Consider the following 12,460-nt stretch of genomic DNA (forward strand, 5'->3'; position numbering starts at 1 on the left):
TTCCCCCTCATTTGTCGTCTTATATATGTAACAACAGCGTATCGTATGAGAATATTACATTCACTGCCTGCCGTACTGATCAGCTTAATGCTGACTACCGGCGTAAAGGCACAGGACGAAACGGGTTTGCCGGGCGATCACTTCAGCCTCGAAGGCGCGCTGGAGATGTTCAAAAAGGCCGGAAACCCCGGAGAATTTGAGAAAATGCTGAATACAAAGCAAAATGGTGTAAACAACCTCGACCTTAACGAAGACGGGGATATCGATTATATCCGCGTAGTCAATAAAAAAGACGGGAATGTGCAGCTTTTCGTGTTGCAGGCATTGGTATCGGCCTCAGAAAGCCAGGATATTGCGGTGATCGAGCTGGAAAAGACCGGTGAAGAGCATGCCGTGATACAGATCGTGGGGGATGAGGATATTTATGGCGTAGCAAGGATACTGGAGCCCTCCGCCGATGATGTGACCGCATTTAACGACGGTGTGATAACCGACAGGCCGCACGGGCCGAATGCCGCCTTTGCACCATCCGGACTGGTGGTGAACGTGTGGTTCTGGCCGACGGTGCGTTTTGTGTTCGCACCGTACTATGAGTGCTGGGTATCTCCGTGGAGGTGGTATCATTACCCTACCTGGTGGGACCCCTGGAGGCCGCTGTCGTGGCATGCGTACCATCCGATCTGTTACCGCTACCAGCCGTACTATGTGATCGTGCATACGCACCGCATCTACCGCGCACCGCGTATGTACCGCCCGATGCGGGTATATGCGCCGAGCGTGTACCACCGGAACCGTGTGGTGGTGAACAATTACCGCACGAATTACCGGAACACGCCGTCCCGGCAGTTCGACAGCCGTACGGTGAACCGCACCACGCCGCCGCGTCAGCTGGATAACCGCAGTGTGAACCGCAGTACGCCTTCGCGCCAGTTTGACCGCAATACGCCTCAACGCCAGGTAAACCGTAGTTCCGCTACCATTACCGGCCCGCGCCGCGAGGTGAACAGGAGTTCGACTACTGTTACCGGTCCGCGCAGGGAATACAACCGGAACTCTTCAACGGTTACCAGGCCGCAACGCGAGGTCAACCGCAGCTCACGGACGATCAGTTCGCCGCAGCGCGAGGTCAACCGTAATTCGCGCACGATCAGTTCACCGCAACGGGAGGTCAACCGCAATTCGCGGACGATCAGCTCGCCGCAGCGCAATGTAAACCGCAGCTCCCGCACGATCAGTTCACCTCAGCGTGAGATGAACCGCAGCTCCCGCACGATCAGTGCGCCGCAGCGCCAGATCAACCGCGCCCCGCGCTCTTCCGGCGCGCCGCAGCGGAGTGTGCCCCAGGGCAGAAGCGTGCGCAGAACATAAGCAACTTACGTTGATTGTTAATATGAATAACGGGAACACATCGTCTGGTGTTGTTCCCTTTTTTTATGCAAATTGCAGGCATGCAATTGTTACTGGACGCCATCCGCCAGATACCGGGCGTCAACCCGGAAGATGTGCAGTTTCTTTTGGGAAAGGCTGCACGAAGAACGCTGACCGCCGGAGAAATATATATCCGGGAGGGCTCTTCTTCCCGGAAGCTCGCATTCATTGAGCAGGGCATCATCCGCACCAGCACCGTTAAACAAAACGGCGATGAAGTGACCATGCTGCTGCGCTGGGAAGGGCAGTTCGTGGCCTCGCATGACGCCATCATCCGGGAAAGGCCCGCGGAGTTCAGTTACAGCGCGCTGGAACCTGTTTCCATCCTGGAAATGGATTACGGTGAGCTGGAAAAGATCATGAACGAACACCCGCGTTACGAGCCCCTGCGCACATTTTTCCTGATGAAGATGCTGTCGGAATCCCTGGAGCGGGTAGAAACCTTCGTGCTGTATTCGCCGGAGGAACGCTACCGGAAGCTGGTGGAGGAAAAGCCGGACATCGTCAACCGCGTGCCGGGGAAATTCATCGCCTCCATGCTTGGCATCACACCGGTATCCCTCAGCCGCATCCGCAAGCGCATTGTTGCCCGCGCAAAACACTAATTATCTTTTGTTAATCATTCCTGCCGGCTGCTCCATTTACTTTGTAATATGGAAAAAGCCACAGACATCCTTGCGCAGCTCTTCGGCATGTCCGCCCTGCGGTATTTCCTGATCGCGGGCATTCCTTTTGCGCTGTTTTATTTTCTCTTTCCGGCGCGGCTCCGCCGTTTCAAGATCCAGCAGCGGCTGGCGGGGAAGAAAGATTTCTTCCGTGAAATATGGTATTCCATGCAAACCACGCTGGTGCTCGGCCTCATCGGGTTTGCGGTGCTTTTTACGCCGTTGGGAGAGTATACGCGCGTGTACCGGAACATGCATGATTACCCCTTGTGGTATATTCCGGTCAGCGTTATTTTGAGCCTGATCATACACGACACCTACTTTTACTGGATGCACCGCCTGCTGCATCATCCCCGGCTTTTCTCCCGGGCGCATCTTGTACATCACCGTTCTGTGAACCCTTCGCCCTGGGCGTCTTACTCTTTTCATCTGCTGGAAGCCATTGCGGAAGGAGCCGTATTGATCGTGATCGTGCTGATATTGCCGATGCATGGCGTTGCCGTGCTGTGGTTCACGACCGTGGCGTTCGCTATCAATGTATACGGGCATCTCGGGTACGAGATCGCGCCGAAATGGTTGCGGCATACGGTGCTGTTCGAGGTGCTGAACACCTCGGTGCATCATAACCTCCATCATAGCAGGTTCAAAGGGAATTACGGGCTTTATTTCAGGGTGTGGGACCGGCTGATGGGCACGGAACATCCGGATTACGTGAAGGAATATGACCGCGTGCAGGCGCAGCGGTTTGGAAAGAGCCGGGCAAGCTGAAAGGGAGGCTTACCCGGCTGTGTTTTTTAGAATTTCAGGCTCACGCTTGCCGCGATGTTGCGGGTTTTCTGCGCGAGGGTATTGGTGTTCCAGTATTCTTCATCCAGCAGGTTGTTGAATTTGAGGTTGAGTGCATACCGGGGATGATCGTAGAACAGGGATGCGTTCAGGAGGGTATAACCCGGAAGGGTAAACGTATTGCCCGTATCGAACCAGGAATCGCCTACATAGTTGCCGCCCGCACCAATGCCCAGCCCTTTGGCGGCGCCGCTCATCAGCTTGTAGCTGATCCAGAGGTTGCCGATGTGCTCAGGCGCCCAGGTGGCGGATTTGCCCACTAACGAGGAGCTGGACTTCGTGAATTTGTTTTCGTTATTACCATAACCCGCCACGATATTCAGGCCGGGAACGGGATTGGCGATCAGCTCCACTTCAAACCCCTTGCTGCGTTGCGTGCCGTCCTGCGTCACGAGCGCGGGGTTGTTAGGATTCAGGTAGGTGGAGTTTTCCACCTGTATGTCGTAGTAGCTGATGGTGCTGCTCAATTTTCCATCGAACAGATCCAGTTTCACACCACCTTCCACCTGGTTCGCGCGCTGCGGTTTCAGCGGCTCGGGATCGCCGCCGGCGGTTTGCACGGCGGGCGCGAGGTTCTGGAAGCCGTTCATGTAATTAGCGAAGATGGCCACCTTGTCTTTCACCGGCTGGTACACGATGCCGAACTTGGGGGACAGGGTGGTCTGGTCATACGCGCCGGAAGTTTTGCCGGTGTTGGCGTTGTAGCTGCCTTCGTTCACGTTATGGTCCAGGCGGAGGCTCAGCATCACGAGCAGGTCGTCGGTAAAGTTGATCACATCAGACACATAGGCGCTGTAAATGTTCCGGATAGATTTGGTGGCCGTCCACGGCAGCTTCGCGCCCCATGCGTCCAGCGCGGTAACGTCGATGGTGGGCACGGTGCCTTTTACATTTACCGTATCATAGTTGTACTGCGCGTAGGGCGTACGGTTCAGGCGGGAGTAGTCGCGGGAATAATCCAGCCCTATCACCATCCTGTTACGGAAGGGACCTATTTTGAAATCACCGTTGAAGTTCTGTTGGAATTGTGTGTTGCCGAATTTGTCCGGCATGAAGAATGATATCTGCCGGGCGAGCGTGGAATCCGTCAGCCAGCTGAATACGATGTACTGAAAGCGGTCGTAATACCCTTCAGATACCGCGTAGTTCGTGGAAGATGTCCATTTTTCGGATATTTTATAATCGGCATGCGCAAAGAAGCTGTTGATGGTATTCTGGTCGTATACAGAATTGCCGATGATGTTGCGGCCGTGCGGCAGCGCCACTTCGGAGAAGCTTTTCGCCTGTACGTTGGGACCGATCACCCAGCTCAGCGGCGGCGCGCTCCATTTCTGTCCCACTCTTTCATATTCGATGCTGAAGGTCAGGCGGTCGCTGGCTTTGTATACGAGGCTGGGGGAGAAGGAATAGCTGCGCGCGTATCCGCGGTCCTGGAAGGAGTTCTCCGTCTGGAAGGAAGCGGTGGTACGCACCAGCACGGATCTTTCCGCGTTCACGGGCGCGTTGATGTCCGCCGTGATGCGGCTCAGCTCCCAGCTGCCGCCCGTGTAGGTCACTTCACCGCGGAAAGTTTCAAAAGGTTTTTTGGTGATGTAGTTCAGCACGCCGCCATACGAAGGCTTGAGGCTTCCGAACAGGGTAGCGGAGGGACCTTTGATGGCTTCCACCCGTTCGAGGTTCACGGGATCTTCGGGACCGATGGCGCCGGTGTTCAGTCCGTTCCGCACATTGGCGAAGGTGGAGAATCCGCGGGACATCACGCCCGATGATCCGCCGCCGGCTTTCATGGTCATTACGCCGGGGATGTTGCGGAAAGCGTCCGCCACGTCCGTAGTTACCTGTTCCTTGATGAGATCTTTGCCCACCACGGAGTACACCTGCGGGTTCTCGATATTTTTGATGGGCAGGCGGGCGATGCCGTCGGTTTCCTTATCGCCGAACTTGTTGTTGCGGCCGGTCACCACCACTTCCTGCAATTGCTGGTCGGAAATTTCCAGCTGCATGCTGATGCTGACGGTCCTGCCGCCTTCCACGGTCACCGGCTGTGACTTTGTGGTGTAGCCCACGAGGGACACCGCTATTTCATAATTTCCCGCGGGAACGTTGCGCATGGTGAACATGCCATCCTCTCCTGTGAAAGCCACTTTCTTCGTGCCTTTCAGTACAACGGTCACATATCCGGCGGGCTGGTCGCCGGCGGTGGTGATCGTGCCTTTGATGACGCCCCTGTTTTCCTGGGCGGATATCGGGGAGATGGCGAGCAATAACAGGCAAATGGCTAGTAATGGTACTTTGTAGCAAATCCGGTGCATATGTTGATTTTTTTTGGCTGCAAAGTTCCGGTGAGGCGGGGCGGTACGGTAATCTGATCGGGAATATTATTTACGCGATGGGGAATATGTGTGGCTGGATAAGATGTGCGGCGTTACGGCGCGAACTGTTCCATCTGGCGGATGGTGAAGATATCTTCGATGCGGCCCGTCATCCGGGAGCTGTCCTGCCGCCCCAGGTTACCGGGGTGCACGAGGCCATAGGGAAGGCTGGCTTCGCTGTCGCCGAGTTCCCCCTCCAGCCTTTCCCGCAAGCGGCGGAGCCTGCGCCTTTGCCTTTCCAGCACGCTGACCCCGGAATGCAGGCCGCTGATCTCGCGGCTGCGGCTGCGGGATTCACGTTCCAGCAGACGAAGCGCTTCGCGGAGGTCGTTCAGCGTTTCCCTGACGGTGGCCCTTTCCGGATCGCGGCGCCGCATTCTTCCGAGTTGGCGTCTTAGCCGCGCGATCTCTCTCCGCATGTCCCTTAACTGTGGTGCAAGATCTCTATCGCGTAATACTTCGTTGAGCCGTTCTATTTCAGTGGCGGCGGTGGCGAGATCGCGGTCGGCTTCCGCTATTTCCCCGGTGATCCGGGCGGTTTCCAGCTCGTGCGCTTCCAATGCCGTGGCGTACCGTTCATTCAGGCGGCCTTCGTAGGTCGCTTCGATATTATTTTCATAGATCTCCGTGTTGTGCCGCAGTGCGCGCAGCCTTTGGGTGAGGCGCACCAGCGTTTCGAGGCTGGTGGTGGCGTTGGCATCCTGCAAGAGGGTACGCTGGCCATCGGTCAGGCGGTGCGATACAGCGGCGATGGCGTCGTTATTTTCCTCGCGCAGGTGTTCGATGAGCAGTTCGCGGCTGACGGACCTTCCGAAGCGGCGGGAGGCCCTGGCCAGGAAGCGTTCGTTGGCCGCGCTCAATCTTCCTTCCGCGCGCGCGTTGCCGGAGGGCAGCAGCTCGTCCACTGTGCTTGCCGGATGGGCCGTTGCGGAAACGCGGGTAACGTAAGTGATGGGGTAGATCTGTATGCCGCCTGCGTTATAGTATTGCTCGCCGAGGTTGGCCGTATGTTCCCGGCCGCCTCTTCCGGGGTTGGGCTGGCTGAAGAGGATGGCCCTGTGGTAATGGACGCCGTTCACTGCATCCGCAGGGGCAGCCCAGCGGGAGAAGATCACGCTGTGCGATCCGCCGCCGGAGGAGTTAGCATTGTAATACCAGAGCCAGTCGCCCGGTTGCAGTTCCCCAAAACGGGCGAACGGAAATGCATGCCGGCGGTGCACTCTTCTGCCTTCCGTGGGGTCTACGGCCCTTCTGCTTTCTTCGCTTTCCGCCGCATCTTCATGGCCGGTGTCCGCAGGAATAGGGCCGATGCCGCCGCTTTCATCCACGGGCAGATCGTCCGCAAATACACGGTCGCCCATAAAGGTCCCTTCCGCGCGGCCCGCGGGCAATACGATATTCCCCGCATGATCGAAGCTGCCCATGATGCCCCTGCCGAGTGAAGCGGGTGTTACGCCGGCGTAGTGATGCACGATGTGGACCCAGTGGAAGCACATCCTGGCATGTACGCGCTGTTCAAAGGAGCCGGGCCGGTAGGTACCGGTGGAGAGGATCAGCGCTGCCATGAGGAGGCGTTGCTGCGCGGTGGTGTGGTTCACTTCGTCGCCGTTGAAGAGCCGGTCGGGGATCTGGCCGGTGGAGAAGAAGTCCATCAGCAGGCGCCGCTGGTTGTCGGTGAACAGGGCTTGTAATTGCGCTTCATCCAGCGAGTCGCCGCTTTGCGAGCCGGGTGCGGTGTGGCTGTCCGGGGGCCAGCCTCTTTCGTTGAATACGTGGAGGATGGAGCGGAAGTGGGTGTTGAATTCTTCGGCGAAGATGGTCCATTCATCGGGGGATGTGGTGGTGGCGGGTTGGCGTTGGATGATGGGGGTTGATGTTGATGTGGATGGAGTGGATGATGTTGGTGGAAGCGCTGGAGCGGATGCTGGTGCCGGCACTGGCGCTGGCGCGAAGAATTGATCGCGGCTGTTTTCCTGCGGCAGGAAGAACGGTGGTGCGGGGGCATTCCGGTGTGTGGGCGCGGTATTTTCTCTGACGGGTGTGGTCATGGGGTTATGATGGGGTGTTGGATAAATTTACGGAAAATTTCGGGTAAAAGGCGCAGTTGCCCTTCCAGTTCACCCATAAGCGGTGTACACTATAATTGTAACCAGACCAGGCGGCGGCTTTTGGAATTTTCGTGTTTAAGCGTGACCAGTGTATTCCCGGCTTCATCATAGTCCGCAATATCCAGGTAAGCAGGAAAGTGCTCGCCCCTGCCTGTACCCTTCCTGAATATATAAGAGCGCGGTGGAAATAAATCCGTTCCTTTTAGTGGAAAATAGAATGCGTCGCAATTATCCGTATCTCTGATGGTATTCAATTTTTTTCCTTTTTTTATATTTTCTTCATTTTCCGGATCATCGTTGAAGAGCACAGCCGGACGGGAGATGGAGTTGATGAACAACGAAACATTGAACTCTTTGCCAAAATCTTTCAGTCTTGATATGCCCGGCCTGCTTCCATGACAAAATCCAAGCCTCATATCATTATACAGATAGTGTTTTTTGGGTAATATGTAGCGGCTGCTCAGCTTACCACTATTGTCGTAATTGAGCATCACAAGCTCACAAAGCTCACTGTCGTGCTCATGAATGGTGCTACTTCCTATTTTGGAAGTAGTCCTATGCTCAATAACTTCTTCAAAAATAATTGTATAGCTTCCATCTTTCCTTATTCTCAGCTGTTGGGGTGAAAGCTTCAAATGGGCCTTCCTGCCAAAGTGTTCCTGGTAAAGCGGCTCAAGACCGTCCACCCGGATGAGCGTATCAGATTCAACCTTCCCCGTTGCAGCATCGATCGTTAGGAGGCAGGTTTTGGAACGGCTCCTGAAAGCCCGTTCGTAGAAATAGATCAGCTTGTTGGTAACCGGATTGTAGTGAAATACTCCATTCCATTGCTCCTCCTTGTTTTTCCATCCTTCCAATCCATGAATAATAGCCTCATCGCTGCCCGGAGCCAGTTCCGCCAGCACGATGTCCGACTCTTTTCCGCCGCTGGAACGTGTATTCTCGGCTTCAGCCAGTACAAATAATTTGCCCGCAGTACTCACTGCCATATCTTCATAACGCATGTATTTGAACTTGCCATTCTGCGGCGACTTGAAAAAGCTATGTGCTATTTCCTTATGCTGGTCATTAAATAATGCCAACTCAATGCGTTTGTTCCGGTCTTCCACAAAGCTGTTCATTGTGGCGACCGCATAGAATTTTTCATCAGGGCTGATGTCAAAATAAAAACCAGGCGACGGAACATTTCCGAACAGGCGGGCTGCCGCTGCATTTTTCGGTTCCTTGCCCCGTTCACCAATTTTCTCCATGTTCGTCATCTCGCCTGTTTCACTATTATATACCACCCTGTACAAAAATGGCGTATCGTTTTTCGTTACCTCGAAAGTTACCAACAGATCAGCGCCCAATTTATTGCAAGTCATCAGCTCGGAATCTTTATCAGAAAGCGCCGCAGGCTTTAATGGCTTTGTTGCGATGCGCTTATACGCCGTATTATAAAATTCCAGCTGGAAACCTTTCTTATCTGATGATAGCTCATAAACAAACGCGGTGTGCCCGTTGCTTAGCAGGAAAATTCCGGCCTGGCCTTTTCCACCTCCAATCCGGGAGCCTTCCGCAAGTTGCTTGAATTGTGCGGAAGCGGTGGATACATATGCGAGAAGGGTGATGAGGATGAACAATTGCTTCATGGAAATAGGGATTTGCGGATCAAATTATATATAATTATTCATATATACGGGAAAAATTCGGATTTTGAGTATGCTTTGCTGAAATCTCGATCTATACAGTGATTTGGATTTTGTCGGAATACTTTTGATGATCAGCGGTCCAGTCACAGCTTTCAGCATGGAATTTGGGCCACCTTTAGATAATAAAATATTGGGGTATGCTCAAAAGGAAAAGGCAACAAAAATATCTTATTAAAAGGTGGCTGGAAATACGGCGTCAGTTGTATGTCTTTGTCGGCTCCGGAGACCAGGAAGCGCTGCACAGGTTGCGTGTGGAAATTAAAAAAATAAGAGCATTCACAAAATTTGCGGAATCACATGAAGAGAAGAGTGCTGCAGCGCAGCTGGAAAAAGTAAGGAAAATATTCCGCCGGGCAGGGCTTATCCGGGAAGCCGGCATCCACCTTCAGATGATGAAGCAGTTCAATATTGACCACCCTGCGTTTAAGAACGAAGAGCTGCGTATTATTGATCAGGAATCCGGGAAGTTCCGGCTGCGCCTGACCCGTTATGATAAGCAGATCAGGCATGCCATCACATATCTTCTAAAAGCATTACACCCCATCCGGAATAGAGCTGTCAAACATTGGCTCCGCCGGCAGCTGAAGGCCACAGCCAAGATCATTGTTGCACCATCCACGGATAAGCTTCATCTTGCCCGCAAGAAAATAAAAAACGTAATATATGTTCATGGTATGCTCCACAAACGATTGGTGCTCATGTTGGGGATAAACACGTCCTATCTGGATCAGTTGCAGGAGGCCATCGGTAAATGGCATGATACGGCGATCGCTGTTAAATTGTTAATCTCCCAGAATGCGGGAAACAAAGCAACAATTAACAAGCTGGAAAGGGAACGGGATAAAGCGGGCGCCGCTATTCATATGATCAGTGACGGTTTTTGGAGGAAGGTCTTTATGGCGTCACATTGATACACCGCCGAAACACGATTTTTTCTGATGAAATTTGTATCGTAAAAAACGGTTGAACTACATAAATAAAACAGATCTGACTATGAGTAAAGTTAAAGTCGCGGCATTTTCAGTTTCCCTGGATGGATTTGGTGCGGGCATCAAGCAAGATATAACTGATCCTCTGGGAGTAGGCGGTGAGGAACTTCATAACTGGATCTTTCCGACAAAAATGTTTCGGAAGATGGGACGTAAATATGGCGGCACTGAAGGCCCGGATAATGCATTCGTGGAGAAGTCCTTCGAGAACGTTGGTGCCTGGATTATGGGACGAAACATGTTTGGCCCCATCCGTGGGAAGTGGCCGGATGATGAATGGAAAGGATGGTGGGGTGAGGAACCTCCTTACCATGTTCCGGTGTTTGTTTTGACGCATCACGCGAGAAAACCAGTGGCTATGAAAAGAGGAACAACGTTTCATTTTGTTACCGATGGCATCGGATCTGCGTTGGAAGAAGCTAAAAAGGCGGCGAACGGAAAAGACATCCGTATCGGCGGTGGTGTTTCAACTATAAAGCAGTATTTACAGGCAGGCTATATCGACGAGTTACATTTAGCATTCCCGCCCATCTTTTTAGGTTCGGGGGAACATTTATTTTCAGGAATTGATATGATAGCGCTTGGCTATAATCAGATGCAAAGCGTGGTTGGGGAAAACGCAACACACATCATCATAAGAAAGGAAGGCAACAATTTGATGCGTACAAGTGAATTTTTTGTATTAAAAGATATCAAAAAGTACAAAGAAAATAGCTTTTCAGATAAAGCCCTTATCTGATAGATACTTTAGTTTTGAAAAATATTATATTGAATGATAACCAAAACGCCTTAACGATGAAGCGCTGCTTATGCCTCTCCGTATGTTTTTATTTTCAGTTTGCATCTAAGCCTGTCCCTGCGACCGGAATAAGCCTTTCTTTAGGTTAGACCTCCCTTTCATTAAACATATATTTTTTCCAGGCATTTACAGCACCAGTTGCTTAATTAATATCTTTTTTTATATGTGCAGAAAAACATTTCTAACCATAATCTCGCTATTGATCCTGACATCAGTTGGTTTTGGACAAGCTGTAAAAAAAGCTGATAAAGGTTTGATGGGGCACCGGTATCTGACATTTAACACGGTGATCAGGGTCAATCAGATCGAAGTTTCAAGAACCAGAAATGTGGGAGCGGATGAGCGGCCCATGCACACACCTGCCAAGGTGAAAGCTTTTCGGCGTGCAGTAGCCGAAGGTTTTGCGGGTGGGAAAATGACCTGGGCATTCAGCTGGCTGGCACTGAATGATACCAGCGCAAATTACAGGGAGATCAGAAAGTTGGTGATCAGCTATCATCATAAGTATGGCGACGAAATCACTTTTATCCCGGGCGCTTATTTTGCCAATGCCTACAACACAGCAGCGCAAGTCAATAAGGATATTCATGATGCGTTAGATCTGATAACCGGGATGGTGGGTAACGGCTACAGGCCCAGGAGTATTGTAGCTGGTTTCATGTCTTCGGAAAATCAACAATATCTGGCGGAAAAGGAGAATATTCATGTTTGTCAGGGAAACATATGGAGCCAGTTCAGCATTGACAATCAGGATGGTGATGGATCTGTATCCTACCCCTTCTATCCTTCCAAAGAACATTTTTGCAAACCTGCTCAAAATGAGTCCGATTTCATCGACTGTGTAAACCTGGATGGCTGGTCTGTTGATTTTCTTGCCGGGAGGAGAGCCGGCTTTGCTGATGGTTTCAATAGCAGACTGAGCGTAGGTCCTATCGAGACCATTGGTAAATACGGAGCTGAAACTGGATTGAAGCAGATGATGCATGTCACTTCGGTTCATTTTGATGAAGGATTTAATCTGAATAAGTTCGCATGGGTTACCAACTGCTGGGAGTTATCGCTGCCCTATGATACTGAGTATCTTAAAATGTGGCTAAGCCAGATCAAAAGACGTTGGCCGGACACCCAATTAATAACACAAGGAGAGTTTGGTTTGATCTGGCGGGAACACTACAAGCGCAACGATTTCAATTACCGTTTTGTAGAAAAGGGCTCTGGCATTGGCGGCTCTGACGCAGATAAGGAAATCAGGTGGTTTATGAATAAAGATTTTCGATTGGCTTTGCTACGAACGGCCGGCGATCCGGGATCGGAAAAGGTGATTGACTTCACAAATTATACTCTCACGGCAAAGGAGCCGGGGGAAATGACCCGTAAATGGAGCCTGCTGGGTGACATCAATCAAAAACAGACACGCCCGCAAGATAAGCCGATACCGTTTGATTCGCTGCCGAAGGGAGCACGGTCATTGATTTTACGGCACTATCCGAACTTGAATAGCGCAACTAATAGCGACCTGTAAAATGATTAATCTGAAAGCAGGCGTGTTAGTAGCACCGAGT

The 12,460-nt window shown here is 52.1% G+C and carries 9 protein-coding genes; 6 read left to right on the forward strand and 3 right to left on the reverse strand.

The window, feature by feature from the left end; genetic code table 11:
- Positions 1–45: 45 nt before the first annotated feature.
- The 3 genes from CCY01nite_RS10480 (at position 46) to CCY01nite_RS10490 (ending at position 2,861) form a co-directional block, all read left to right on the forward strand.
- On the forward strand, positions 46–1,368 hold the full coding sequence (locus CCY01nite_RS10480; RefSeq protein WP_146860410.1) for a KAR9 family protein: 1,323 nt from the start codon (positions 46–48) through the stop codon (positions 1,366–1,368).
- 80 nt (positions 1,369–1,448) lie between these two features.
- A complete protein-coding gene (locus tag CCY01nite_RS10485) occupies positions 1,449–2,033 on the forward strand; it encodes a Crp/Fnr family transcriptional regulator (protein ID WP_186830997.1) in 585 nt (194 codons plus the stop codon).
- A gap of 48 nt (positions 2,034–2,081) precedes the next feature.
- Entirely contained in the window at positions 2,082–2,861 is a 780-nt protein-coding gene (locus CCY01nite_RS10490) for a sterol desaturase family protein (protein ID WP_146860416.1), read from the forward strand.
- Positions 2,862–2,887: 26 nt separating this feature from the next.
- On the opposite strand, the gene CCY01nite_RS10495 is transcribed toward CCY01nite_RS10490, so the two are convergent.
- From CCY01nite_RS10495 to CCY01nite_RS10505, 3 genes are all read right to left on the reverse strand, one after another.
- Complete coding sequence (locus CCY01nite_RS10495; protein ID WP_146860419.1) at positions 2,888–5,251, reverse strand: TonB-dependent receptor; 2,364 nt, start codon at positions 5,249–5,251, stop codon at positions 2,888–2,890.
- A 113-nt stretch (positions 5,252–5,364) separates the two neighbouring features.
- Complete coding sequence (locus CCY01nite_RS10500; RefSeq protein WP_146860422.1) at positions 5,365–7,359, reverse strand: hypothetical protein; 1,995 nt, start codon at positions 7,357–7,359, stop codon at positions 5,365–5,367.
- Positions 7,360–7,448: 89 nt separating this feature from the next.
- The gene (locus CCY01nite_RS10505; RefSeq protein WP_146860425.1) at positions 7,449–9,050 is read right to left on the reverse strand and encodes a hypothetical protein; all 1,602 of its coding nucleotides are present in this window, start codon (positions 9,048–9,050) and stop codon (positions 7,449–7,451) included.
- 197 nt (positions 9,051–9,247) lie between these two features.
- Here CCY01nite_RS10505 and CCY01nite_RS10510 point away from each other — a divergent pair, with 197 nt between their 5' ends.
- The 3 genes from CCY01nite_RS10510 (at position 9,248) to CCY01nite_RS10520 (ending at position 12,420) form a co-directional block, all read left to right on the forward strand.
- Positions 9,248–10,021, forward strand: coding sequence for a CHAD domain-containing protein (locus CCY01nite_RS10510; RefSeq protein WP_146860428.1), 774 nt, complete (start codon positions 9,248–9,250; stop codon positions 10,019–10,021).
- Positions 10,022–10,103: 82 nt separating this feature from the next.
- Positions 10,104–10,838, forward strand: a complete 735-nt coding sequence (locus tag CCY01nite_RS10515) for a dihydrofolate reductase family protein (RefSeq protein ID WP_146860431.1) — start codon at positions 10,104–10,106, stop codon at positions 10,836–10,838.
- Between the two features lie 259 nt (positions 10,839–11,097).
- Positions 11,098–12,420, forward strand: a complete 1,323-nt coding sequence (locus tag CCY01nite_RS10520) for a DUF3863 domain-containing protein (RefSeq protein ID WP_222614338.1) — start codon at positions 11,098–11,100, stop codon at positions 12,418–12,420.
- Positions 12,421–12,460 lie beyond the last annotated feature (40 nt).

Source organism: Chitinophaga cymbidii (genome assembly GCF_007992715.1).
GTDB classification, from domain to species: Bacteria; Bacteroidota; Bacteroidia; order Chitinophagales; family Chitinophagaceae; genus Chitinophaga; species Chitinophaga cymbidii.

Excerpts from the sequence above, each read along its gene's own strand:
- CCY01nite_RS10480 (WP_146860410.1), top strand. The coding sequence starts at position 46 with ATGAGAATATTACATTCACTGCCTGCCGTACTGATCAGCTTAATGCTG.
- CCY01nite_RS10485 (WP_186830997.1), top strand. The coding sequence starts at position 1,449 with ATGCAATTGTTACTGGACGCCATCCGCCAGATACCGGGCGTCAACCCG.
- CCY01nite_RS10490 (WP_146860416.1), top strand. The coding sequence starts at position 2,082 with ATGGAAAAAGCCACAGACATCCTTGCGCAGCTCTTCGGCATGTCCGCC.
- CCY01nite_RS10495 (WP_146860419.1), bottom strand. The coding sequence starts at position 5,251 with ATGCACCGGATTTGCTACAAAGTACCATTACTAGCCATTTGCCTGTTA.
- CCY01nite_RS10500 (WP_146860422.1), bottom strand. The coding sequence starts at position 7,359 with ATGACCACACCCGTCAGAGAAAATACCGCGCCCACACACCGGAATGCC.
- CCY01nite_RS10505 (WP_146860425.1), bottom strand. The coding sequence starts at position 9,050 with ATGAAGCAATTGTTCATCCTCATCACCCTTCTCGCATATGTATCCACC.
- CCY01nite_RS10510 (WP_146860428.1), top strand. The coding sequence starts at position 9,248 with ATGCTCAAAAGGAAAAGGCAACAAAAATATCTTATTAAAAGGTGGCTG.
- CCY01nite_RS10515 (WP_146860431.1), top strand. The coding sequence starts at position 10,104 with ATGAGTAAAGTTAAAGTCGCGGCATTTTCAGTTTCCCTGGATGGATTT.